Origin of the sequence: Pseudomonas sp. AL03 (assembly GCF_029960815.1) — a bacterium.
Taxonomy (GTDB): domain Bacteria; phylum Pseudomonadota; class Gammaproteobacteria; order Pseudomonadales; family Pseudomonadaceae; genus Aquipseudomonas.
The window spans coordinates 1-23,505 of sequence record NZ_JASBRE010000003.1; the positions used below are offsets into that span (position 1 = coordinate 1).

At 57.6% G+C, this 23,505-nt stretch carries 30 protein-coding genes and 1 pseudogene; 19 read left to right on the forward strand and 12 right to left on the reverse strand.

What is annotated here, in order from left to right:
- Window positions 1–124: 124 nt before the first annotated feature.
- The 3 genes from ahpF to QK293_RS04070 form a co-directional block, all read right to left on the reverse strand.
- A complete protein-coding gene (ahpF, locus tag QK293_RS04060; RefSeq protein ID WP_282375769.1) occupies window positions 125–1,687 on the reverse strand; it encodes an alkyl hydroperoxide reductase subunit F in 1,563 nt (520 codons plus the stop codon).
- A 138-nt stretch (window positions 1,688–1,825) separates the two neighbouring features.
- A complete protein-coding gene (gene ahpC, locus QK293_RS04065) occupies window positions 1,826–2,389 on the reverse strand; it encodes an alkyl hydroperoxide reductase subunit C (protein ID WP_007975937.1) in 564 nt (187 codons plus the stop codon).
- 145 nt (window positions 2,390–2,534) lie between these two features.
- Window positions 2,535–3,479, reverse strand: a complete 945-nt coding sequence (locus QK293_RS04070) for a site-specific integrase (RefSeq protein WP_282375771.1) — start codon at window positions 3,477–3,479, stop codon at window positions 2,535–2,537.
- A gap of 178 nt (window positions 3,480–3,657) precedes the next feature.
- Here QK293_RS04070 and QK293_RS04075 point away from each other — a divergent pair, with 178 nt between their 5' ends.
- A complete protein-coding gene (locus tag QK293_RS04075) occupies window positions 3,658–4,677 on the forward strand; it encodes a DNA-binding protein (RefSeq protein ID WP_282375772.1) in 1,020 nt (339 codons plus the stop codon).
- Here the strand turns inward: QK293_RS04075 and gorA are convergent.
- Together gorA and galU are read right to left on the reverse strand one after the other, a co-directional pair.
- Window positions 4,674–6,032 carry a glutathione-disulfide reductase gene (gene gorA / locus QK293_RS04080; protein WP_282375773.1) on the reverse strand — a complete coding sequence of 453 codons (1,359 nt, stop codon included), beginning with the start codon at window positions 6,030–6,032 and terminating at the stop codon, window positions 4,674–4,676. The two genes, QK293_RS04075 and gorA, sit on opposite strands and share 4 nt — an antisense overlap.
- 132 nt (window positions 6,033–6,164) lie before the next feature.
- A complete protein-coding gene (galU, locus tag QK293_RS04085) occupies window positions 6,165–7,004 on the reverse strand; it encodes a UTP--glucose-1-phosphate uridylyltransferase GalU (RefSeq protein ID WP_282375774.1) in 840 nt (279 codons plus the stop codon).
- Window positions 7,005–7,270: 266 nt separating this feature from the next.
- On the opposite strand from galU, the gene QK293_RS04090 reads away from it, so the two are divergent.
- Both QK293_RS04090 and QK293_RS04095 read left to right on the forward strand, forming a co-directional pair.
- Complete coding sequence (locus QK293_RS04090) at window positions 7,271–7,459, forward strand: hypothetical protein (protein WP_282375775.1); 189 nt, start codon at window positions 7,271–7,273, stop codon at window positions 7,457–7,459.
- A gap of 141 nt (window positions 7,460–7,600) precedes the next feature.
- The gene (locus QK293_RS04095) at window positions 7,601–7,882 is read left to right on the forward strand and encodes a hypothetical protein (RefSeq protein WP_282375776.1); all 282 of its coding nucleotides are present in this window, start codon (window positions 7,601–7,603) and stop codon (window positions 7,880–7,882) included.
- A gap of 277 nt (window positions 7,883–8,159) precedes the next feature.
- Here QK293_RS04095 and QK293_RS04100 read toward each other — a convergent pair whose 3' ends face one another.
- The 4 genes from QK293_RS04100 to QK293_RS04115 form a co-directional block, all read right to left on the reverse strand.
- Window positions 8,160–8,393 carry a hypothetical protein gene (locus QK293_RS04100; protein ID WP_282375777.1) on the reverse strand — a complete coding sequence of 78 codons (234 nt, stop codon included), beginning with the start codon at window positions 8,391–8,393 and terminating at the stop codon, window positions 8,160–8,162.
- 423 nt (window positions 8,394–8,816) lie between these two features.
- Complete coding sequence (locus QK293_RS04105; RefSeq protein ID WP_282375778.1) at window positions 8,817–9,092, reverse strand: type II toxin-antitoxin system RelE/ParE family toxin; 276 nt, start codon at window positions 9,090–9,092, stop codon at window positions 8,817–8,819.
- Window positions 9,092–9,364, reverse strand: coding sequence for a ribbon-helix-helix domain-containing protein (locus QK293_RS04110; protein ID WP_277528272.1), 273 nt, complete (start codon window positions 9,362–9,364; stop codon window positions 9,092–9,094). Before QK293_RS04110 ends, QK293_RS04105 begins: the two co-directional genes overlap by 1 nt.
- Before the next feature lie 153 nt (window positions 9,365–9,517).
- Window positions 9,518–9,958, reverse strand: a complete 441-nt coding sequence (locus QK293_RS04115; protein ID WP_282375783.1) for a hypothetical protein — start codon at window positions 9,956–9,958, stop codon at window positions 9,518–9,520.
- A 183-nt stretch (window positions 9,959–10,141) separates the two neighbouring features.
- Here QK293_RS04115 and QK293_RS04120 point away from each other — a divergent pair.
- Window positions 10,142–11,027 (forward strand): annotated as a pseudogene (locus QK293_RS04120) (Tn3 family transposase); the annotation flags it as partial.
- Window positions 11,028–11,072: 45 nt separating this feature from the next.
- Here the strand turns inward: QK293_RS04120 and QK293_RS04125 are convergent.
- Together QK293_RS04125 and QK293_RS04130 are read right to left on the reverse strand one after the other, a co-directional pair.
- Window positions 11,073–11,303 carry a hypothetical protein gene (locus QK293_RS04125; RefSeq protein ID WP_282375784.1) on the reverse strand — a complete coding sequence of 77 codons (231 nt, stop codon included), beginning with the start codon at window positions 11,301–11,303 and terminating at the stop codon, window positions 11,073–11,075.
- Between the two features lie 72 nt (window positions 11,304–11,375).
- The gene (locus tag QK293_RS04130; RefSeq protein WP_282375785.1) at window positions 11,376–11,732 is read right to left on the reverse strand and encodes a hypothetical protein; all 357 of its coding nucleotides are present in this window, start codon (window positions 11,730–11,732) and stop codon (window positions 11,376–11,378) included.
- Window positions 11,733–11,944: 212 nt separating this feature from the next.
- Between QK293_RS04130 and QK293_RS04135 the strand changes: the two genes are divergently transcribed.
- The 6 genes from QK293_RS04135 to ada all read left to right on the forward strand — a co-directional run bounded on the left by QK293_RS04135 (window position 11,945) and on the right by ada (window position 15,178).
- Entirely contained in the window at window positions 11,945–12,247 is a 303-nt protein-coding gene (locus QK293_RS04135; RefSeq protein ID WP_282375786.1) for a DUF1883 domain-containing protein, read from the forward strand.
- Between the two features lie 29 nt (window positions 12,248–12,276).
- Window positions 12,277–12,453 (forward strand): hypothetical protein, encoded by a 177-nt coding sequence (locus tag QK293_RS04140; RefSeq protein ID WP_282375787.1) that lies wholly within the window; start codon window positions 12,277–12,279, stop codon window positions 12,451–12,453.
- A gap of 126 nt (window positions 12,454–12,579) precedes the next feature.
- Complete coding sequence (locus QK293_RS04145; RefSeq protein ID WP_282375788.1) at window positions 12,580–12,729, forward strand: hypothetical protein; 150 nt, start codon at window positions 12,580–12,582, stop codon at window positions 12,727–12,729.
- Window positions 12,726–13,358 (forward strand): 2OG-Fe(II) oxygenase, encoded by a 633-nt coding sequence (locus QK293_RS04150; protein WP_282375789.1) that lies wholly within the window; start codon window positions 12,726–12,728, stop codon window positions 13,356–13,358. The genes QK293_RS04145 and QK293_RS04150 overlap by 4 nt, the downstream gene beginning before the upstream one ends.
- Complete coding sequence (alkB, locus tag QK293_RS04155) at window positions 13,348–14,028, forward strand: DNA oxidative demethylase AlkB (RefSeq protein ID WP_282375790.1); 681 nt, start codon at window positions 13,348–13,350, stop codon at window positions 14,026–14,028. Before QK293_RS04150 ends, alkB begins: the two co-directional genes overlap by 11 nt.
- Before the next feature lie 85 nt (window positions 14,029–14,113).
- The gene (ada, locus tag QK293_RS04160; RefSeq protein WP_282375791.1) at window positions 14,114–15,178 is read left to right on the forward strand and encodes a bifunctional DNA-binding transcriptional regulator/O6-methylguanine-DNA methyltransferase Ada; all 1,065 of its coding nucleotides are present in this window, start codon (window positions 14,114–14,116) and stop codon (window positions 15,176–15,178) included.
- Here ada and QK293_RS04165 read toward each other — a convergent pair whose 3' ends face one another.
- Window positions 15,179–16,162, reverse strand: a complete 984-nt coding sequence (locus tag QK293_RS04165) for an MDR family oxidoreductase (RefSeq protein ID WP_282375792.1) — start codon at window positions 16,160–16,162, stop codon at window positions 15,179–15,181. It abuts the gene before it with no gap.
- A gap of 189 nt (window positions 16,163–16,351) precedes the next feature.
- Between QK293_RS04165 and QK293_RS04170 the strand changes: the two genes are divergently transcribed.
- From QK293_RS04170 to QK293_RS04210, 9 genes are all read left to right on the forward strand, one after another.
- A complete protein-coding gene (locus tag QK293_RS04170) occupies window positions 16,352–17,416 on the forward strand; it encodes a nitronate monooxygenase (protein WP_282375793.1) in 1,065 nt (354 codons plus the stop codon).
- Window positions 17,417–17,582: 166 nt separating this feature from the next.
- Window positions 17,583–18,350 carry a molybdate ABC transporter substrate-binding protein gene (modA, locus tag QK293_RS04175; protein ID WP_282375794.1) on the forward strand — a complete coding sequence of 256 codons (768 nt, stop codon included), beginning with the start codon at window positions 17,583–17,585 and terminating at the stop codon, window positions 18,348–18,350.
- Window positions 18,351–19,031: a molybdate ABC transporter permease subunit gene (gene modB / locus QK293_RS04180; protein WP_282375795.1), complete on the forward strand. Its 681-nt coding sequence runs from the start codon at window positions 18,351–18,353 to the stop codon at window positions 19,029–19,031.
- Between the two features lie 3 nt (window positions 19,032–19,034).
- Window positions 19,035–20,114, forward strand: a complete 1,080-nt coding sequence (gene modC, locus QK293_RS04185) for a molybdenum ABC transporter ATP-binding protein (RefSeq protein ID WP_282375796.1) — start codon at window positions 19,035–19,037, stop codon at window positions 20,112–20,114.
- Window positions 20,115–20,189: 75 nt separating this feature from the next.
- Window positions 20,190–21,230 (forward strand): DNA topoisomerase IB, encoded by a 1,041-nt coding sequence (locus tag QK293_RS04190; RefSeq protein ID WP_282375797.1) that lies wholly within the window; start codon window positions 20,190–20,192, stop codon window positions 21,228–21,230.
- 72 nt (window positions 21,231–21,302) lie between these two features.
- On the forward strand, window positions 21,303–21,524 hold the full coding sequence (locus QK293_RS04195) for a hypothetical protein (RefSeq protein ID WP_282375798.1): 222 nt from the start codon (window positions 21,303–21,305) through the stop codon (window positions 21,522–21,524).
- 125 nt (window positions 21,525–21,649) lie between these two features.
- Window positions 21,650–21,880 carry a hypothetical protein gene (locus tag QK293_RS04200; RefSeq protein ID WP_010460746.1) on the forward strand — a complete coding sequence of 77 codons (231 nt, stop codon included), beginning with the start codon at window positions 21,650–21,652 and terminating at the stop codon, window positions 21,878–21,880.
- A 307-nt stretch (window positions 21,881–22,187) separates the two neighbouring features.
- Window positions 22,188–22,472 (forward strand): hypothetical protein, encoded by a 285-nt coding sequence (locus QK293_RS04205; protein WP_282375799.1) that lies wholly within the window; start codon window positions 22,188–22,190, stop codon window positions 22,470–22,472.
- A 764-nt stretch (window positions 22,473–23,236) separates the two neighbouring features.
- Window positions 23,237–23,446: a hypothetical protein gene (locus tag QK293_RS04210; protein ID WP_282375800.1), complete on the forward strand. Its 210-nt coding sequence runs from the start codon at window positions 23,237–23,239 to the stop codon at window positions 23,444–23,446.
- Window positions 23,447–23,505: the final 59 nt, after the last annotated feature.

The window sequence follows — 23,505 nt, forward strand, 5'->3', positions numbered from 1 at the left end:
CCTGTGAAAGCTTAGTGGGCGATCACAGGGGGCGGCGGGGGTAGCCATTTCATTATTCCGAATGTGCGAAGTACAAAAAAACCCCATGATCGCTCATGGGGTTTTGTGTTTTCAGCGTCGGGTTTTATGCCGGGGCCGACGTCCGGATCAAGTGATCGAATGCGCTCAGGGAGGCTTTGGCGCCCTCGCCTACCGCAATCACAATCTGCTTGTACGGCACGGTGGTCACGTCACCGGCAGCGAACACACCTGGCATCGAGGTTTCACCACGGGCATCGACGATGATCTCACCGCGAGGCGACAACTCAATGGTGCCTTTGAGCCAATCAGTGTTGGGCAACAGACCGATCTGTACGAAGATCCCTTCCAGCTCGACGCTACGCAGCTCCTCCGATTGGCGATCCTTGTAACGCAGGCCGTTGACCTTCTGACCGTCGCCCATCACCTCAGTGGTTTGCGCACTGGTGATGACGGTGACGTTCGGCAGGCTGTGCAACTTGCGCTGCAAGACCGCATCGGCGCGCAGCTGTACATCAAACTCCAGTAGCGTTACGTGGGACACGATACCCGCCAGGTCGATGGCCGCTTCGACGCCGGAGTTGCCGCCGCCAATCACCGCCACGCGCTTGCCCTTGAACAGCGGACCGTCACAGTGCGGGCAATACGCCACGCCTTTGTTGCGGTATTGCTGCTCACCCGGGACGTTCATTTCACGCCACCGCGCACCGGTCGCCAGGATCACTGTCTTGGCTTTCAGGGTCGCGCCGCTGGCGAAGTGGACTTCGTGCAACTCGCCGTTTTTACCCGGCACCAACTTGTCGGCGCGTTGCAGGTTCATGATGTCGACGTCGTATTGCTTGACGTGCTCTTCCAGCGCCACAGCCAGTTTTGGCCCTTCGGTTTCCTGCACGGAGATGAAGTTCTCGATGGCCATGGTGTCCAGCACCTGCCCACCAAAACGTTCAGCCGCCACACCGGTGCGAATGCCTTTACGGGCTGCGTAAATCGCGGCCGAAGCACCGGCCGGGCCACCACCGACGACCAGTACGTCAAACGCTTCTTTGGCGCTGATCTTCTCGGCCTGACGCTCGATACCGCTGGTGTCGATTTTGGCGAGGATTTCCTCCAGGCCCATGCGGCCCTGGCCGAAGTTCACGCCGTTCAGGTAAACGCTTGGTACGGCCATGATCTGACGATCATCGACTTCGGCCTGGAACAGTGCGCCGTCGATAGCGACGTGGCGGATGTTCGGGTTGAGCACGGCCATCAAGTTCAACGCCTGGACGACGTCCGGGCAGTTCTGGCAGGACAGCGAGAAGTAAGTCTCGAAGCTGAACTCGCCTTTGAGCGAACGAATCTGTTCGATCACTTCAACGCTGGCTTTCGAAGGGTGGCCGCCGACTTGCAGCAACGCCAGCACCAACGAAGTGAATTCGTGGCCCATCGGGATGCCGGCGAAACGCAGGCTGATGTCGGCACCCGGGCGGTTGATCGAGAACGATGGCTTACGCGCATCGTCACCGTTGTCGAGCAACGTAATCTGGTTGGAAAGACTGGCAACGTCTTTCAGAAGTGCGAGCATTTCCTGGGATTTCGCACCGTCGTCGAGGGAGGCAATGATCTCGATCGGCTGGGTGACCCGTTCCAGGTATGACTTCAACTGGGCTTTAAGATTGGCGTCCAACATACGGGCGATTTCCTTGATTTTGTAAAAAGTCGATTCGAAAAAAAACGCCCGAGCGAATCTCGCCCGGGCGTTTTTTAAAGGGCGGTTGCAGCTTACTTAGGTGCGGAAACCCGCCCTGGTGATGCTTTTGTCACAGACTTAGATCTTGCCGACCAGGTCCAGAGACGGAGCCAGAGTGGCCTCGCCTTCTTTCCACTTGGCTGGGCAAACCTGGCCTGGGTGAGCAGCGACGTACTGAGCTGCCTTGATTTTGCGCAGCAGTTCGGAAGCGTCACGACCCACACCGCCGTCGTTCAGCTCGACGATTTTGATCTGGCCTTCAGGGTTGATCACGAAGGTGCCACGGTCAGCCAGACCTGCTTCTTCGATCAGCACGTCGAAGTTGCGGGAGATGGCGTGAGTCGGGTCGCCGATCATGGTGTACTGGATTTTGCCGATGGCTGGCGAAGTGTTGTGCCAGGCAGCGTGGGCAAAGTGGGTATCGGTGGAAACGCTGTAGATTTCGACGCCCAGCTTCTGGAATGCGTCGTAGTTGTCAGCCAGGTCTTCCAGTTCGGTCGGGCAAACGAAGGTGAAGTCGGCTGGGTAGAAGAACACCACAGACCACTTGCCTTTCAGGTCAGCGTCCGACACTTTTACGAAGTCGCCATTTTTAAAGGCGTCAGCTTTGAACGGTTTAACTTGGCTGTTGATGATAGGCATCGATGACTCTCCGTCAGGGTTGAAAAGTTTGGTTGAGAAGTTGATGGAGTGAATCCTACCGACTCGATTACCGGATGGCTCATTGGCAAAGCTCATGCTGCTCATTGGTTTTCGCTATTAACCGAACGTATTAATAGAAGAAAACTTACTTAGCAGCGCCAATGGTTTTTTCCGCGAGGGGCGTCATCCCGAGAAACGGGCTGGGTTCAACATAGCGCATGGCGGACTTCATATCCTTCCAGCCCACGTAACTCATCAACGACTTCAAGTCCCACCCACTCTGATGGGCCCAGGTGGCAAAACCGCGCCGCAAGGAGTGACTGGTGTAGTGCTCGGCCGGAATGCCGGCGCGCTCCAGCGCCTGGCGCAGTAACGGGATCACGCTGTTGGCGTGCAGCCCCTCCTCGCTCAAGTTGCCCCAACGGTCGATGCCCCGGAATACCGGTCCACGGACCAACGCTGATTCAGTGATCCAGTCGATGTACGCCTGCACCGGGCACAGGCGCTGCAACGCTGGTGTCTGGTACGTTTTGCCGAGGTTTTCGCGGTCGCTTTTGGTTCGCGGCAAATAGAGCGTAATGCCTGAGCCGACAGCGGCTTGAACGTGCTCGATCTGTACCCTGCACAACTCATCGCTACGAAAGCCGCGCCAGAAGCCCAACAGGATCAGCGCCGTGTCTCGCCTGGCCCGCAGGAGTGCAGGTTGATCATTTTGAACCTTTGCTTCTGTAGCCTCCCGCTCCAGCGAGGCAACCACCTGCTCGAGATGCTGAAGCTGCAATGGCTGGGCCTGTTTCTCCTGAGCCGGGTGTAGCGCGCGAATGCCCTTGAAGACTTGGCGCACCACCGGCGCCTTGGTCGGGTCGGGAAAACCCTGGCTTTTGTGCCATTGCGCCAGTGCTGACAAGCGTAACTTCAAGGTATTGATCGACAGCACGCCCGCGTGAGCCACGAGGTAGCGCGCCACACTGTCGCTAGTCGCGGGCAGGAAGCCGCCCCAACTGACTTCGTAATGCTCGATAGCCGCCCGATAGCTGCGACGGGTGTTGTCGCGCGTGGCGGCCTGCAGATATCGATCCAGCTCACTCATCGGCTCAACTCTCTAAAACGTACCGCTTTGGCGGGTGAAAACGCGCTACAGCACTTATCACACGGGGTAATATCAGTATATCCCGTATCAACAACTTACATTTTTTATCTTTCTTCATAGAATGGTACACTGTGTACCTTAGTGGTATGTACCACAGTACGAAATCGTAGGAGAAAACATGGCTCGCGGCGGCGTTAATAAAGCAGTAGTGCAAGCGGCACGTTTGGCGATCCTCGCCCGAGGCGAAAACCCCAGCATCGACGCGGTACGGATCGAGATGGGCAATACCGGCTCAAAAACCACTATCCACCGCTATCTGAAGGAGCTGGATGACGGCAGCGAGTGCGCCGAAACGCCTTCTGAGCCCATTGATGATGAGCTGGCAGGCCTGGTCTCACGCCTGGCGCAACGCCTCAAGGAGCAGGCGCAAGAACCCATCGACCAGGCACGCGCGCAGTTCGACCAGCAGCGAAAAGAGTTGGAAATACAGCTGACCGAAGCCCAACAAGCCAATACCGAATTGCATCAGCAATACGAAATTCAAAGCCTGGCACTGACTCAGGAATCCGAGGCACTGCAAGAAACTCGCTCCATGCTGCAGACCGAGCAAACCCGCAACGCCGGACTGAACCAGGCATTGGCCGATTTCGAGTTACGCTTGAAAGACAAGGACGAGCAGATCCGCTCCCTTGAAGAGAAACACCTGCATGCTCGCGACGCACTGGAACACTACCGCAACGCTGTTAAAGAGCAGCGCGAGCAGGAGCAGCGCCGCCACGAAAGCCAAGTGCAGCAGATTCAGATGGAATTGCGCCTGGCCCAGCAGAGCGCATTGGTGCGCCAGGATGAGATCACGCAACTGCACCGCGACAACGAGCGCTTGTTGACGGAGAACCGTGGCACCTTGAGAGAGCTGAGTCTGCTGCAGGATCAACTCAAACAAACCAATGCTCGACAGGATCAGTTGCTGGAACAGGTCAACCGCATTGACAGCGAACGCACCCTTCTCCAGGAACGCTTGCGCGCGGCTCTGCTGGAAAGCCAGTCGCTGAAGCAGAGCGTCGACGAGCAGTCGCAGATAAATAAAGGGTTGGCAATTGAGTTGCTCAAGGCTCAGGCGAGCCTGGATGAGAGCGTGCGCCTGGCGGCCGTCATTGCGACAGCGCCAGAAGCATCAGCGCCCCAAAAGGACGATTAACCCGCGACCGGCGTGCGCAGGGTGACGAACTCTTCGGCGGCGGTGGGATGCACGCCAATGGTTTCATCGAAATCGCGCTTGGTGGCGCCCGCCTTCAAGGCAATTGCCAGGCCTTGAACAATTTCCCCGGCATCCGGACCGACCATGTGGCATCCCAGAACCTTGTCGGTCTTGGCGTCCACCACCAGTTTCATCAGGGTGCGCTCCTGGCATTCGGTCAGGGTCAGCTTCATTGGACGGAAGCGGCTTTCGAAGATCACCACCTCGTGCCCGGCCTCTCGGGCTTCCTCCTCGGTCAAGCCGACCGTGCCAATGTTCGGCAGGCTGAACACCGCGGTCGGAATCATCTTGTAATCCACCGGGCGATATTGCTCAGGCTTGAACAAGCGTCGCGCCACGGCCATGCCTTCGGCCAGCGCGACTGGTGTCAGCTGAACCCGGCCGATCACATCGCCAAGCGCCAGGATCGACGGTTCGGCGGTCTGATACTGCTCGTCGACCTCGACAAAACCTTTCTTGTCGAGTTTGACGCCGGTGTTTTCCAGCCCAAGATTGTCGAGCATCGGGCGTCGACCCGTGGCGTAGAACACACAATCCGCCTCCAGCACACGGCCATCCTTGAGGGTCACCTTCAGGCTGCCGTCGGACTGCTTGTCGATACGTTCGATATCGGCGTTGAACTGCAGGTCCATGCCGCGCTTGGTCAGCTCTTCCTGCAAGTGCTTGCGCACAGCACCGTCGAATCCACGCAGGAACAGCTCACCGCGATAAAGCAACGTGGTCTCGGCACCCAGACCGTGGAATATCCCGGCGAATTCGACAGCGATGTAACCACCACCCACGACCAGAACACGCTTTGGCAGCTCTTTGAGGAAGAACGCCTGGTTGGAACTGATCGCGTGCTCGTGCCCCGGAATCTCCGGAATCTGCGGCCAGCCGCCGGTAGCAATCAGGATGTTTTTGGCGGTGTAGCGCTCGCCATTAATCTCGACCTGGTGCGGATCAACGATTTTGGCGTGGCCTTCATGCAAGGTCACGCCGCTGTTAATTAGCAGGTTGCGATAGATGCCATTCAAGCGATTGATCTCGCGATCCTTGTTGGCGATCAGCGTCGCCCAATCGAACTTCGCTTCGCCCGGCGTCCAGCCAAAACCTTGCGACTGCTCGAAGTCTTCGGCGAAGTGCGCGCCGTAGACCAACAGCTTCTTCGGTACGCAGCCGACATTCACACAAGTGCCACCCAGGTAGCGGCTCTCGGCCACAGCCACTTTCGCGCCAAAACCGGCAGCAAAACGCGCAGCCCGCACACCGCCGGAACCGGCGCCAATCACATAAAGGTCAAAATCGTAGGCCATTTTTTCAATCTCCTCGGCAGTCCACAAGCATACCCGCAGACATCCGTTGGGCAAGCACTGCAAACGATATGGGGACAGAAAATGAAAAAGCCACCCGAAGGTGGCTTTTCAATACAAGTGGGTCAGAGGCTATCAATAAGCCTTGCCAGTCTTGTAGAAGTTCTCGAAGCAGAAGTTGGTGGCCTCGATGTAGCCTTCAGCGCCACCGCAGTCAAAACGCTGGCCCTTGAACTTGTAGGCAATCACGCAACCGTTTTTCGCCTGCTTCATCAGGGCGTCGGTGATTTGAATCTCGCCGCCTTTGCCTGGCTCGGTTTGTTTGATCAGCTCGAAAATATCCGGGGTCAGGATGTAACGACCGATGATCGCCAGGTTCGACGGTGCGTCTTCCGGGGCTGGTTTTTCGACCATGTTGCGAACGCGATACAAATCATCAGCGATCAGCTCGCCGGAGATCACGCCGTACTTGTTGGTTTCCTGCGGATCCACTTCCTGGATCGCAACGATGGTGCAGCGATACTGCTCGTACAGCTTGACCATCTGGGTCAGGACGCCGTCGCCTTCGAGGTTGACGCACAAGTCGTCCGCCAGCACTACCGCGAACGGTTCGTCACCGATCAGCGGGCGGCCAGTCAGGATCGCGTGGCCCAAGCCTTTCATTTCGGTCTGACGGGTGTAGGAGAACGAGCACTCGTCCAACAGTTTACGGATGCCGACCAGGTATTTTTCCTTGTCGGTGCCCTTGATCTGGTTTTCCAGCTCATAGCTGATGTCAAAGTGGTCTTCCAGCGCGCGTTTGCCGCGACCGGTGACGATGGAGATTTCGGTCAATCCAGCGTCCAGTGCTTCTTCGACGCCGTACTGGATCAGTGGCTTGTTTACCACCGGCAGCATTTCTTTGGGCATGGCTTTAGTCGCTGGCAGGAAGCGAGTGCCGTAACCGGCTGCTGGGAACAAGCATTTCTTGATCATATAAGTCCTTGAAAGGGCTGTGTGTACGAGTTTCGGCGCAGTCTAATCAGGCGGCGAGCACCTTACAATGCCCCGCACTAGCTAACCAATGCCATCATAGAGAAATATTCTCGCGGATAGTTCCCGAGATAGCTCCGCAGCCTTTATAGATAGCACAGACCACCAGATCTGCACGGCTGCGAATCGCACCACCCTACACCATCAGCCCCCGTTGAGTGCATTTGGCGCTATCATTGCGCAATTGAACCAGCCAACGAGGCAGATAGATGTCGGTAGCAAAAAGTGTCAACGGGTTCCTGATCAATCAGGCGAAAGACGGGCAATGGTGGGTAGACAGCGCCAGCGGCGAGAATATCGCCGGACCTTTCCCTACCGAAGCGTTGGCGATTGAAGTGGCATCCGTATTGGAACTAGAACACCCAACCGTCAAACGACGCGGCAAAGATAATACTTGATCTGAGTCCAACTCTTGACCAAGCCCTGCTGTAACGCAGGGCTTTTTTGTGATTACCTGCAAAGAAGTGGCCATTCGCTATAACCTTTTGATGCCAGCGCTGTCACAGGCTTAGCCCCATCATCCTGACGACGACAACGACATGAATAAATTTTTGCCACTGATTGCGGTACTGACCCTGAGCGGCTGCGCCACTTCCGAAACGACCTACCTGAACAACGGCGAGCAAGCCCTGGCCATCGACTGCTCCGGGGAAGCCAACTCCTGGGCGACCTGCTACGAAAAAGCCGATGCCTCTTGCGCCGGCACCGGCTATCGAATCGTCGGCACCGACGGCACACCTTCGACCAAGGAAAGCGACAAGACACTGGGCGTCGACGTCGGTAACTACAAGAACCGCAGCGTCGTGGTGGTCTGCAAGTAAGGGGAGCCCGCAGGATTCGGAAAAAATCGTACGCTAAAACTTTCGGACGCTAGCGGCGGGACATATTCAAGGCTGTCTTGACCGTATCGATGAGGGGCCAACTCAGGTTGTGAATGCCCATGTCTCACGGGTGATGGCCGTGATGGTGACAGCCAAGGCCTCGGACGGGCCTCCCGCGACTAAGCAACGTTGCCATGGATCTGCCTCAACAACGGCGTTTTTGCCGTCGCTCGCACGACCACGAAGGCTTTGAAACCAGGCGGTGACTCTTCGATTTTTACATCCACTCATAACTGGACGGCAAACCACGATAGCGTAGCGACAGCAGCCGGATCGCATCGTCCAGCTTTTGCGTGGGCTTGAGTTGCTGAGACTGAATCCCCAGCAATTGAGCGATCTTTCGGTCTAACAGGTCGGAACCACCCTTGTTCTCTCCACGGGCCAGCTCCTTGAGTAGATCGTCCAGTGCCCAGCGTGTTTCAGCGTTCGGTGTACAACGAGCAGTCGTCACCTCCCGGCCTGCCAAGTCGCGACCATCGGGTGGCAAATCCCAGTACCAGACGGCAGTTGGTAGTCGATCTACTTTGATGCATGCCGTCTCTGTAGCCAGGGAATTTAAGTGTGGTGATATCGACCAGCACTTGCACTACCGCCCCGAAAAAGAAGCCCCCCGCGATGCTGATCATAATCGTGCGACTCATTTCTGCGGTGGTGGCTGTCAACAGAAATTGCCGCATGCTCTCGTAGTCACCAAGGGCACCAACCAGCAACAAGCCAAACGGAGTCCAGGGCGCGAGCCTGCCCCCTCCAACCATCCCCTGGTGAAGGACCAGGTGAAGTGTTGGACGAGTCCACCGGGGCTCGATTTTTGCCTTGTGCTTACTCAGGATGCCGCTCACTGCTGCGTTGAGTTTTTCTATGTCCAATCCACGCATTATCGATCCTCGCGTGTGTGCCACAGACGTAGCAGATAGATGGTGGAACCCTGTATCTCGTAACGCAACTCGTAGTGGCCGATAATAATTCGGCGCACATCCCGCGGCTCAAACTCTTCAAGCCTTTCGCCAATGCGTGGATTGGTCAGCAACGTACTTGGAGCAGCCGTGAGCTGTTGAACCGTTTGCGCGGCGGCGGGTTGATTCACTGTGGCCAGAAACTCGTACAGCCGGGCAATGTCGGAAAGCGCCTTGCTTGTCCACTTCAACTCCATCAGCGCGGCACCGGCAGCGGGGACTCTGTACTTAGGCTGTCGGCCCAAGCCTGGACAGCTTGGTGGTCAATTACCCGACCGGCGTCCACATCAGCCAAGGCCTCGCGGGTCAGGCGACTGCGTTCTTCTTCTTGGTCAATCCAAGCAGAAAGGGCTTGCTTGACGATCCAGTTCTTGGAACGCTCCAGGCGCTCAGCCATCAAATCGACCTTCTCAGCCAGTTGCACAGGGACGTGAGCCGTGACGGATCGGGTCTTGGCGGTAGTGGCCATGATAATTACTCCAATGCTGCGAAATGCTATTTGTGTGCACTTGGGCGCCAAACGGGCGCGGCGTTCGCAAGCGTCATAGACCGTTGCTTGGTAAACCAAGCATGCCTATCAATTTCAGAGGCAAGCCGCGCAATCTCCAGGTGGACAAGCTATTTAAACCAATGCGGGGCTCGGGTAAACAGGTCGCCGGCATTCTTGATCAAGGCATGAACCAATTGATCCTCGAATCGTATTGACGAAAAGCTCATCAACCAATGCTCCGGTTCTTCCTGAGCATTCATGCAACGACGTTTTCAGCCGCTCAGCCCGACTGGCCCCACCAAAGAAATAAATGACATCCTTTGCAGGCATCAAGACGTTGGTTTTAACAGGCGAGGCCCAAAAGCGGGGTGATGGAACCCCATGTAGTAACCTGGCGCAGCGGGTACCTGAGTATGGTTTGCTTAGCCACACATCTATCTGCACCTCATCTTTCCAATTACCTGCCTTGGTCAACGCGTCTTGGGCTGATATGAGTAAGTCGTCCAGAGTGCCGAAAACCTTTGAGGCAGCCCGTTCGAGCAGCATGGCTTCGGTCTGATTGAAGCGAGTCATCAATGACTTGTCCTTGCCTTTGTGGCGCCGGTCAATATTTTGAATCGCTGCGCATCACTACGATCTAAATCTAATCATAGTTAATAACCTCGGGTCGTCAAGCCTTGATGTCAGATTGGGCTACACCCTAACTTGATGTCAGGCTGCCAAGCGTTTTTCAAGGCAGTTGTCGCGTCAACCGCGGGGCACGTCAACCCGAAGTACGGCAATGAACCTGGACGGCTGTTCTATACCCATATCTCCGACCAGTACGCACCGTTCAGCACCCGCGTGGTGAATGTCGGTGCGGGATTTGACCTACGTGCTCGATGGGCTGCTGTATCACGAGTCAGATCTGCGGATCTAGGAGCACTACACCGACACGGCGGGCTTCACCGATCACGTCTTCGCGCTGATGCACCTGCTGGGGTTTCGCTTTGCCCCGCGCAGCCGTGACCTGGGCGAAACCAAGCTGTATGTGCCACAGAGTGTTCAGGACTACCCGATACTTCGGCCAATGATTGGCGGCACCCTGAACATCAAGCATGTCCGCGCTCACTGGGACGAGATTCTGCGTCTGGCAGCATCGATCAAGCAAGGAACCGTCACCGCCTCGTTGATGCTACGCAAGCTGGGCAGCTATCCACGCCAGAACGGCCTGGCCGTGGCCCTACGGGAGTTGGGCCGGATCGAGCGCACGCTGTTTATCCTGGACTGGCTGCAAAGCGTCGAGCTGCGCCGTCGTGTGCATGCCGGGTTGAACAAGGGTGAGGCGCGAAACGCTCTGGCCAGGGCGGTGTTCTTCAACCGCCTCGGCGAAACCAGGGATAGGAGCTTCGAGCAGCAGCGATACCGGGCCAGCGGTCTCAACCTGGTGACCGCCGCCATTGTGCTCTGGAACACGATCTCTCTGGAGCGGGCAACCCAAAGGCTGACTGACGCCGGAAAGCCGGTGAATACCGACCTGTAGCAATACCTGTCTCCGCTGGGCTGGGCGCACATCAACCTGACCGGCAATTACGTCTGGCGGCAGAGCCGCAAGCTGGAAGACGGGAAACTCAGGCCGCTACGGCAGGTTGGAAAACCTTAGCGTACGATTTTTTCCGAATTCTGTAGGCTCCCACGGCGCCCTGCCCTACATGTGAATTTCGGCGAACTTGATCCCGAGGCCGCGCACCGTCTCGATCAAATCGTCGAGACGACTGAAGGATTCGACTTCATCGTTATCATCGACCAGAAAATAACTGCGCCCGGCGCTCTTCTTGAAAAACACGATCCATTCTCCCGAGTTCGCCGGATTTTGAATGACGTGGGTGGCAGAAATGTGACCCTCTGTATGGCACTCCCGTACCTGCTCTCGCTTCATGCTCGACTCCAGAAATGACAATGCCGCCAAAGCGCTGCTTTGGCGGCATCGGTGCTGACTAGCGACAGTCTATCAGCCGGAAATGCACGCAGTAGCGGCATTGCGTACATCCATTGGGCGCAACGGCACATTGGAGATGCGCTCATGCAACTTGATGCTGCTGCCAGTGGAGCGGTCTTCGATATCAAATACCGCGGCCGGGCCCGAGGAGAACTTCTGCGGCACGATGACTCGCACACCGTCCTTCTGCGGCTCGACTTGCAGGGCTCCCCGGCTGCTGGACAGTTTTTCGGTCAGGCATTGCGCGTACTCGTGAGGTTTCTTGCCTGAAATCACGCTCATGGTGGGCAGCGTCTGATTGATCTCAGAGACACTCGCACAGCCACTCATCGCTATCGCCATAGGCAGGACCAGCACACCCCACTTCATACAAAACCTCCGATAAAGACACTCCGACAGTACAAATGCTGTTTTTCTCCGAGGCTTACTGCGTTTATCGCTCATAGAATTCCGTATAACTGTTTTTAATTGTCAAAGCGGACCCCGACGACCGGATAATAACCCGTTCGGGCTGATAAACTGCGCCAATCGCCCATGCTATCGTTTTGATTTTGTAGAAAAAGCCCTTCTGGAGGCGCCTCATGAAATTTATCCACCAACGCGAGCACCTCAACGAAGACGACATCGTCGTCATTCAATGCTCCCAAACCTGCAACATCCGCTTGATGAACGACGCCAATTTCCGCAGCTTCAAGAATGGTGGTCGCCACACTTACCACGGCGGAGCATTCGACACTTTCCCGGCGCGGATTACTGCACCGAGCACCGGTTTCTGGAACATCACCATCGACACGGTCAACCGCCGGCCGATCAGCGTGACTCGCACACCGACCCTGACTCACACCATCAAGATCATCCGCCGCTCCAGCACGAAACTGAGCTGAGTGACACCCAGCACGAGAACCAGGCAGCTATGACCGTGGCCCAAACGACCAAATACGTCATCAAATACAAACTCAACGGTGAGCGTCGCTTCGAATTTGCCCAGCTTGAAAAAGGCACCGAAGAAGAAGCCAAGGCCGCGCTGGACGCCATTCATGGTTCCAGTGAAGACGTCATCAGCGAAATCAGCGTCAGCAAAGCGCTGTAACGGGATCCGGAGCGACAACAAGGACGTCTGCTCCCCCATCTGAAATTCGACCGCAAGCGCCGGAGTGATCTCCCACTCACCGCGCCCTAGACTGGCCACCTCAACCTTTGGTTAAGGAGTCAGAACATGTCTACTTCCTCGATTCGCTTCATCAACGGCACTTCCAGCCTTGGCGTCTTGCTGCTCGCGTACAGCGCCGAGGGTCTGTGCGCGCTCTCGATGGACTGGACTGGGCCACACTGGAACAGCAACTCGATCAGGATGGCTGCGCGATGATCAAGTCGCTTTTAAGCCACAAGACGTGCGATGAAATCAGCGCACTGTATGCCCGCCCCGAACCGTTTCGCTCGCAAGCGGTCATGGCTCGTCACGGCTTTGGCCGTGGCGAGTACAAATATTTCAGGTACCCGTTGCCGGATGTCGTCGCCCATTTGCGCAGGTCGCTCTACCCTCGACTGGTGCCGATAGCCAATCGCTGGTGCGAGCACATGGACCTGCCGACCCGCTTCCCTGAAACGCATGAAGCGTTCCTCGAACGCTGCCATGCCGCCGGTCAGGAACCCCCGACGCCGTTGTTGCTGCACTATGGACCGCAGGACTACAACTGCTTGCATCAGGATCTGTACGGCGAACACGTCTTCCCGCTGCAAGTGGCGATTCTGCTGTCAGAGCCGGATGACGATTTCACCGGCGGCGAGTTCGTGCTGACCGATCAGCGCCCGCGGATGCAGTCGCGCCCCCAGGTCATTGGCCTGAAGAAAGGCGACGGGCTGATCCTTGCCGTCAATCAACGACCGGTCAAAGGCGTTCGTGGCTGTTACCGGGTCACCCTGCGCCACGGCGTGAGTCGCCTGCACAGTGGAAAACGGCATACCCTTGGAATCATCTTTCACGATGCGTTATGACCCCATGAACCCGACCACCTTCGACTTGTTTGCCGACGCGCAACCCCAGCAGCCACCCAGGCTCGATCGGATCGGCGAACAATCCTGCGTCCTCAGAGGCTTTGCCCTGCCCTGGCTGGATCAGTTGCTGCCCGCACTGGACGCGGTTCTGGCGGCTGCACCGTTTCGACAGATGATCACGCCCGGGGGCTTTACCATGTCGGTAGCCTTGAGCAGTTGCGGCGCGCTGGGTTGGACCACCAATCGCAGCGGTTATCGCTATACCCGCAATGATCCGCAGACCGGTCAACCCTGGCCGAAAATGCCCGACGTGTTTCTCGAACTGGCACAAGCGGCGGCGCGGGAAGCGGGGTTTGCGGATTTCGTGCCTGATTCCTGCCTGATCAACCGTTATGTTCCCGGTGCCAAGATGTCGTTGCACCAGGACAAGGACGAAGTTTCCTACGCTGCACCCATTGTTTCAGTGTCGCTGGGATTGCCGGCGATGTTCTTGTTCGGTGGTTTCGAGCGCAGCGATAAAAGCCAGCGGGTACCGCTGTTACATGGCGACATCGTGGTCTGGGGCGGTGTGGATCGCTTGCGTTATCACGGCGTCTTGCCGATCAAGGACGGCCAACACCCGCGAATGGGCGAACAACGGATCAACTTCACCTTTCGTACCGCTGGATGAAGCTTTCGAATTCGACCGCAAGGCCCAGGGTGCAGCAACCCCGTCGGCTGGTTAATCTGAATGAAACAGGTCAGGACATGAAGCCATGACAAGCCATTCGACAAAGATCGCCACCGAGAATGATCCTCGCTGGGCCGCCGTCGTTGCGCGTGATCCCCGCGCAGACGGACAGTTTGTGTACGCGGTGAAAACGACCGGTATTTACTGCCGCCCCAGCAGCCTGGCGCGTTTGCCGAAACCGCAGAACGTCGAATTCTTCGACACCGCCGAGCAGGCGCAGGCCGCGGGTTATCGCCCCAGCAAACGAGCCGCGAAGGATCAAAGCGACGTCGCCGCGCAACATGCCGCGACCGTGGCCGCCGCGTGCCGCCAGATTGAAACCGCGGAAAATCTACCTGTACTGAGCGAACTGGCCTTCGCTGCCGGCCTCAGCAGCTTTCACTTCCATCGGGTGTTCAAAGCGGTTACCGGCCTGACGCCCAAGGGTTACGCCACCGCCCATCGTTCACGCAGGGTCCGTGAGCGCCTCGCGGACGGAGGTTCAGTGACCGACGCGCTGTATGACGCTGGCTTCAACTCCAACAGTCGTTTCTATGAAGCAGCCGATCAACTATTGGGCATGAAACCCGGTGATTACCGCGCAGCAGGCCAAAACAACGACATTCGTTTTGCCGTCGGCCAATGTTCCCTGGGGGCGATTCTGGTGGCGCAGAGTGAACGGGGAGTTTGCGCGATCCTGCTGGGAGATGATCCGCACCAACTGGTCTGCGATCTGCAGGACAAATTTCGGCGTGCGAATCTGATTGGCGCCGACCACGCGTTCGAGCAACTGATCGCCAAGGTGGTTGGTTTTATCGAAGCGCCGGCCCTGGGCCTGGACTTGCCGCTGGATGTTCGCGGCACCGCTTTTCAAGAGCGGGTCTGGCAAGCCCTGCGGGAGATTCCTGTTGGCGGCACCGCGAGCTACGCCGATATCGCCCAGCGAATCGGCGCGCCAAAAGCGATGCGCGCGGTGGCTCAAGCCTGCGGCGCGAACACTCTGGCGGTGGCGATTCCGTGCCACCGCGTGGTTCGCAGCGACGGCAACCTGTCGGGCTATCGTTGGGGTGTGGAACGCAAACGGCAATTGCTGGAGCGTGAAGCCCAGTAATCAGCGATTCACATCCACCACAACCCGCCCGCGCAATTGCCCCGCAAGCAACCGCGGAGCGGCGTCGATCGCTTCACTCAAACCGATTTCGTGGCTGATCAGCGGCAGCAAAGCGAAGTCGAGATCCTTGGCCAGACGATTCCAGGCCAGTACTCGCTTGGCTTTCGGCTGGGTCACGCTGTTGATCCCGGCCAGGGTCACGCCACGCAAAATGAACGGTGCGACTGAAGCCGGGAAGTCCATGCCTTGCGCCAGGCCACACGCGGCAACAGTGCCGTTGGCCTTCGTGCTGGCACAGGCATTGGCCAGGGTGTGGCTGCCGACCGAGTCGATAACCGCCGCCCAGCGCTCCTTGGCCAAGGGTTTGCCGGGCTCGGACAGCGTGGCGCGGTCGATGATTTCGCTGGCGCCTAGTTGCTTGAGGTAGTCGTGCTCGCAGGTTCGGCCGGTGGACGCGACCACCCGATAGCCGAGCTTGCTCAGCAGTGCGATGGCGAAACTGCCTACACCGCCATTGGCGCCGGTGACCAATACTTCGCCCTGATCGGGCGTCACGCCATTATGTTCCAGCGCCAGGATGCTGAGCATCGCCGTGTAACCCGCCGTGCCGATGGCCATCGCTTGCGCCGCGGTGAACGCCTTGGGTAGCGGAATCAACCAGTCACCGTTCAAGCGAGCCTTCTGCGCCAGTCCACCCCAATGTCCTTCGCCAACACCCCAGCCATTGAGTACGACCTGATCACCGACCTTGTAGTCCGGATGCCCACTGACTTCGACAGTGCCTGCCAGATCGATCCCCGGCACCATCGGGAATTTTCGAACCACCGGGCTCCTGCCGGTAATCGCCAGGCCATCCTTGAAATTCAGCGTGCTGTACGCCACACGCACCGTCACATCGCCCTCGGGCAGTTGATCGTCATTGATCTCTTGCAGTGTGGCCCGGTACCCGCCGTCGTCTTTGTCGATCAAAATGCCTTTGAACATCGCTGCCTCCTAATGGAATCACTCAGTTGTGATGCAGTGGAAATAGCACATAGCAACATTTCGTCGTACTCGACTTTAAGCCAAGAGTGGCACAGAAACTGAAAACTCGACTGGCCCCGCGCCCGTCATTGCTGATACAAATCCGGTGCTACCGTCCCTGCCCAGTTATGACGTCGGAGAACCTTTCAAATGAGCAAATGGCCAGACACTCGCATTCTTGACCTGCTTGGCATTGAGCTGCCGATCATCCAGGCGCCCATGGCTGGCGCAAACGGTTCGGCCATGGTTATCGCAGCCAGCAACGCCGGCGGCCTGGGTTCGATGCCCGCCGCCATGTTGAGCATCGATCAGTTGCGCGAGGAGCTGAAAACGATTCGCCAACAGACTCAGCGCCCGATCAACGTCAACTACTTCTGCCATCAGTCACCCGCCGCCGATGAGCAACGCGCTCGAGACTGGAAGAATCTACTGGAACCTTATTACCGGGAACTTGGCGTGGACTTCGACGCACCGACGCCGGTGTCCAATCGAGCGCCGTTCGATAACGCGGCCTGCGAAGTGATCGAAGAGTTTCGCCCGGAAGTCGTGAGCTTCCACTTCGGACTGCCGGAAAAATCCCTGCTGGATCGCGTGAAAGCCACTGGAGCGAAAGTGCTCTCGTCGGCCACCACCGTCGAAGAGGCCGTTTGGCTCGAGCAACATGGCTGTGACGCTATCATCGCTATGGGGTATGAAGCCGGTGGCCATCGGGGCATGTTCCTCAGTGATGATCTGAGCAGCCAAGTGGGGATCTTTGCGCTGGTGCCCCAGATCGTCGATGCCGTGAAAGTGCCGGTGATTGCTGCCGGCGGTATTGCCGATGCACGAGGCGTCGCGGCAGCTTTTCTGTTGGGCGCTTCGGCGGTGCAAGTGGGCACGGCGTACTTGTTCACGCCGGAGGCCAAGGTCAGCGCGTCTCATCACAAGGCGTTGCGCACCGCCAAGGAAAGTGAGACAGCCGTCACTAACATTTTCACCGGACGCCCGGCGCGTGGAATTCTCAATAGGGTGATGCGCGAACTCGGGCCGATGAGCGCTAAAGCACCGGCCTTCCCGTTGGCGGGTGGTGCGCTAATGCCATTGCGGGCCAAGGGAGAAGCGGATTTCAGCAATCTGTGGGCGGGTCAGGCATTCACGCTGGGCGTGGAAATGACCACGGCTGAATTGACCCGGCGTCTGGCTGAGGAAGGATTGGCCAAGTTGGTTCGTCGGTAACGTATGTTCTTGTAGCAGCTGCCGAACGCAGCCTTCGGCAGCTACAGGTTCATGCGTGGCCTCAATAACGCGCATCCAGCACGTTCCGTTTACAGGCTATTCGCTATATATTCCGCTATATAGCGCTTACCCCCCGCGTTGCACTTCCCTACCACGGAGCCGTTTCATGTCCATTCGTGCCTCACGTATTGCCCCAACCTGCCTGACAACCCTGCTCGCAGTGTTCGCTTTCGGGTCCGCCCAGGCGAATGAAGTCCTGGTTGCCGTCGCCGCCAACTTCACTGCGCCGATTCAGGCGATCGCCGCCGATTTCGAAAAAGACACCGGGCATAAACTGGTCGCTTCCTATGGTGCCACCGGGCAGTTCTACACCCAGATAAAGAATGGCGCACCGTTCGAAGTGTTCCTCTCGGCGGACGACACCACCGCGCAAAAACTCGAAACCGAAGGCGACACGGTCAAAGGTTCGCGCTTCACCTACGCCGTCGGCACCCTGGCGCTGTGGTCGGCCAAGGAAGGTTACGTCGATGCCAAGGGCAAAGTGCTGAGCGACAACCCGTATCAGCATCTGTCCATCGCCAACCCGAAAGCGGCGCCTTATGGCCTGGCCGCCACTCAGGTGCTGGCCAAGCTGGGCCTGACCGACAAGGTCAAAACCAAGATCGTCGAAGGCCAAAACATCACCCAGGCCTACCAATTCGTCTCCACCGGCAACGCCGAACTCGGTTTTGTGGCCTTGTCGCAGATCTACAAAGACGGCAAAGTCACCAGCGGTTCGGCCTGGATCGTTCCGGCCAACCTGCATGACCCGATCAAACAAGACGCGGTGATCCTCAACAAAGGCAAGGACAACCCGGCCGCCGAGGCACTGGTTGACTACCTCAAAGGTCCAAAAGCCGCCGCTGTCATCAAATCCTATGGTTACCAACTCTAAATGACGCTCTCGAGTGCCGACTTTTCCGCCATCTGGCTGACCCTGAAACTGGCGTCACTGACGACGGTTATCCTACTGATCATCGGCACTCCGATTGCGTTATGGCTGTCGCGCACCCGCTCGTGGTTGCGCGGCCCGGTCGGGGCAATCGTCGCCCTGCCCCTGGTACTGCCACCGACGGTGATTGGCTTTTACCTGTTGCTGGCGCTCGGCCCTAACGGGTTTGTCGGCCACTTCACCCAGTCACTGGGGCTCGGCACCCTCACGTTCAGTTTTGCAGGGCTAGTCATCGGCTCGGTGCTCTACTCGATGCCGTTCGTGGTCCAGCCACTGCAAAACGCTTTTTCTGCCATCGGTACTCGCCCATTGGAGGTGGCCGCGACGTTACGCGCCAATCCCTGGGACACGTTTTTTAGCGTGATACTGCCGCTGGCCCGCCCCGGTTTCATCACCGCTGCGATTCTCGGTTTCGCCCACACCGTCGGTGAATTCGGCGTGGTGCTGATGATCGGCGGCAACATTCCCGACAAAACCCGCGTGGTCTCGGTGCAGATCTACGATCACGTTGAAGCGATGGAGTACGCCCAGGCCCATTGGTTGGCCGGGGCGATGGTGGTGTTCTCCTTTGTTGTGTTGCTGGCGCTCTACTCCAGCCGTAAAACCAAATCGGGCTGGAGCTGATCGATGATTCATACGCGTCTGAAACTGAGGTATTCGGGGTTCACCCTGGAGGTGGATTTGCAATTGCCCGGCCGCGGAGTCACTGCACTTTACGGTCATTCCGGTTCGGGCAAGACCACCTGCCTGCGCTGCATCGCCGGCCTGGAGAAGGCCGAGCAGGGTTTCATCCAGGTCAACGATGAAGTCTGGCAGGACAGCGACAAGAAAATTTTCGTACCGCCACACAAACGTGCGCTGGGTTACGTCTTCCAGGAAGCCAGCCTGTTTCCCCATCTGTCGGTGCTGGCCAATCTGGAGTTCGGCCTCAAGCGCATTCCTCGCCAACAGCGCCAGGTCGACATGGCTCACGCGACTGAACTGCTCGGGATCGGCCACCTGCTGGATCGCCCTCCGCAGAATCTTTCGGGCGGTGAACGCCAGCGCATCGGCATCGCCCGGGCCCTGCTCACCAGCCCCAAACTGTTGCTGATGGACGAGCCGCTGGCAGCGTTGGATAGCCAGCGTAAAAACGAAATCCTGCCGTACCTGCAGCGACTCCACGATGAGCTGGACATCCCGGTGCTGTACGTCAGCCACTCCCAGGATGAAGTCGCGCGGCTGGCCGACCACCTCGTCCTGCTCAGTAACGGCAAGGCGCTGGCCAGCGGTCCTATCGGTGAAACCCTGGCCCGTCTTGACCTGCCCTTGGCGCTGGGCGACGACGCCGGCGTGGTGATCGAGGGGCGCGTCAGTGCCCATGACGCCGACTACCAGTTGCTGACGCTGCAACTGCCCGACACGACCCTGAACATTCGAGTGGCTCACTCACCGATGACCCTGGGTCAGGCGCTACGGTGCAAGGTTCAGGCGCGGGATGTCAGTCTGAGCCTGCAAAGCGTCGAGCAAAGCAGCATCCTCAATCGCCTCCCGGTCACCGTGATCAGTGAAATGGGCGCGGACAACGCCGCCCACGTGCTGATCCGTCTGGACGCAGGCGGTACACCGCTGCTGGCGCGGATTACCCGCTACTCCCGGGACCAATTGGGCGTGCACCCCGGCCAGCAACTCTGGGCACAGATCAAGGCAGTGGCGGTGCTGGCATAAATTCGCTGGCACGACTGCAATGGCGTGCGGTCAATGGCTGTAACGGCCCCTGACCCGTCGCCAAGGACTATCGCCATGTCCGATATCGCGCTACCCGATGTGCTGCCGTCCGACCTGCATTACGTCGATGACGCCCAGCCCGGCATCACCCGCAAGAAACTGCGCGGCACGTTCTGTTATTACGACCCTGCGGGTCAGCGCATCACCGACCAAGATGAGATCAAACGCATCAACGCCCTCGCGGTGCCCCCGGCCTACACCGATGTGTGGATCTGTGCCGACCCGCGCGGACATCTGCAAGCCACTGGCCATGATGCCCGAGGTCGCAAGCAATACCGTTATCACCCGCGCTGGCGAGAAGTGCGCGATGCCGACAAATACTCGCGCCTGCGGGACTTCGGCCAGGCCCTGCCGAAACTGCGCAAACAGCTTGAAGCACTGCTGGCGGCTCCCGGCTTCAGCCGCGACAAGGTCATGGCCACGGTCATCACCTTGCTCGATGCGACGCTGATCCGGGTCGGCAACACGCAGTACGCTCGGGATAACCGCTCCTACGGCCTCACTACCCTGCGTAACCGTCACGTCGAGGTCAACGGCAGTGCGATCCTGTTCCAGTTCCGCGGCAAGAGCGGCGTCGAGCATCAGATCACCGTGAAAGACCGGCGCCTGGCGCGGATTATCAAACGCTGCCTGGAAATTCCCGGGCAAAACCTGTTTCAGTACCTGGATGAAAACGGTGAGCGGCACACCGTCAGTTCCTCCGACGTCAACGCCTACCTGCAAACCCTCACCGGCGCCGACTTCACTGCCAAGGATTACCGCACCTGGGCTGGCAGCGCGTTGGCATTGGCGGTTTTGCGGGAACTGCAGTGGGAACCCGAGTCGGATGCGAAGCGGCATGTGGTGGAGATGGTCAAGAACGTCGCCAAACAACTGGGTAACACCCCAGCAGTCTGCCGCAAGTGCTACATCCACCCGGCGGTGCTTGATGGTTTTCTTCTGGGTGCATTGTCTGAGCTGCCCAGGCCACTAGCGCGCAAAGGGCTCAGGGCAGAGGAAGTCGGGCTCGCGGTGTTTTTGGAGATGAGGGCCGCAATGGCTGAGGCGACGAACTGACCCGTCTATTTTTTGCACGATCGCAAATGGCTTCTATAGTTGTTCTGAACACGAATTAGCTGCGGTGACGCCATGGAAGACATTTTCGTTGTGAAGCGTTGCACCAAGATCATCATTCATGGCCGCCGAGCCGGAGAAACCAGCCATCCACCACCAGACGCCGCCTTCTGGTATCGCATCGCCGATACTCGAACCCATGGCTTCATCGGTGACGGTTTCGATCGTGAAGAAGACGCTCAACATGAATGCTGGCATTTAAATGCCAGGTCACAAGTGACGGCCCGACAAGGCTAAGGTCACCTGCCTTTTACGGGTCTATACTGAGAAAGCTGAAGGAACAGCGACCCCATCGGCAGAAAGCTCGCTCCCAGCGGGCTTTTTGCTGCCAAATACAGGTTTCTTGAACGGAGGTGTTTGCCATGTCCGAAAAAGAGTCCATCACCACTCTGCTTACCCTGCTCGACTCCCGTCAGGCTCGCCTGGCAGCGGCGTGCAAGGAAATCGCCGACTGGGTCGATCATCAAGGCGGTCACCCGACGGCCCTCAGAATTCGTGATCGTCTGAACGACATCGAGAAAGACGCGCCACTGATTCGCAATACGCTGTCGTCACTCAAACCTGTCGACCCGCCCCTGCCGCGGTTCAGATGATTCGATCTGGACACCTTCAAGGACACGGCCTGATTCAGGACGCATGAACGGCGACCTTGTCGTCACCGTATGCGTCCTTGCCTGATCGCTTCCTGCTACATCCCCAACCCGGCCTGGCGCTGGGCTTTTTTATGGCTAAGCAGTCTATTTCACACGGCGTTCACAACTCAGGCTCTACATTGACCGGACTCCTTTGAAGAATCCCCTGGCCCGCACGCACGCGGGTCTTTTTTTGCCCATGACGCAGACAACGAACGTCACCGAACGCCGGAGGTCAAACGATTACACGTCACCAAGGAGGCGTCTGATGGTTACTCACTTCAAAGTCGGCGGGCATCTGGCCTGCGGTCACAAAGGCAGCAAACTCGTCTCAACCAGCGAACTTACCCGGGTGAAATGCAGAAGCTGCCGCGAAACCGACGCGTTCAAGGATGCGCGCAAAGACCAGCGCAACGCTGCACGCCGCGCCGCACGCAAAGCCAAAGTTACGCACACTGCCATCGACTGGCGTGCGGCTTGGGTCGAACGGCTCACCGCCATGGATGGACTGCAACGATTGCCTCGTGGTTTTACCGGTCAGCCTTTCGTTTAGCTGACAGCTTCGGCGGCTGAATCGAACTCACTCGATCCAGCCGCTGACGCCATGAGCTGTATGTCTGCTTATATCCCGATACCAGATATCACGCACCGCCCCGATTGAGATAACGGGTGTGCATTAGTTAGACGATGTTCAACTAATGCACACTGAATTTGTTGTTAGTTATCCTGTTGTTTTCATCTACTAACCAAGCCGAAACACCGTCGCTGTGCACGGTATTGCATTCCTTCCCATATTGCTGATACGTCACGCAAATCACATCATTCGCAATAGTCCAGCCTCCCTTCTGCTCGGAATCTTTAGCAATTTGTATTACCGCCATGCCGTCAGGGCTCAGGGCTCAGGGTTTCCCAGAAAGGCTGCCCCTTGGCGGTCTCGCTTTGGAGCTTACGACCAATCAAAATCTGGTGAACCTCATCTACACTCAATTGCTTCACACCTTGAGGTGCGGGAGTATGGGCATCATTGGAAGTCTGAGGCCCGGAAGAACATCCAGACAGGAATAACACTACAGCAATGGCAGTCACTGCCTTACTCACAACTTCCACCTATTTTTTATATTAAGACAACGCAATTTTGACGATTAGATAACCCCAAACTGATCAATATATTATTTGATTCTAAGCTCGATAGCGGCGTCAGTGAGGTGCGCACCTCGCCCTGCCATTTTTTGGCGGTAAACAGATTCCTCGACTAGGGTTCTATCGATCCAACATTGCGCCGACGGTGGTGGCCGCCACTCATCAAGGAGGGGACAGATGACATCAATTCGTAAAACCGAGCAAACCTATCGCGCCTGGTCCAGCCCAATCTTGCTTGAACTCAAGGAGAGAGAACACCAGCTGGACGCTGCTGCTCGCCAGGCCCTTCAAAATGTCTTGGTAGAGAGAAGGCTTGTCAATACCGGCAACCCTTCTGGCGAAGGCCGACGCGAGGCTGATCCAGCGACTAACAACCGCCATCAATAGCTGTGGCCAACAAAATAGCCGGCCAGAAACAAACAAGGGTTTGCATCAGCTTTCGCTCG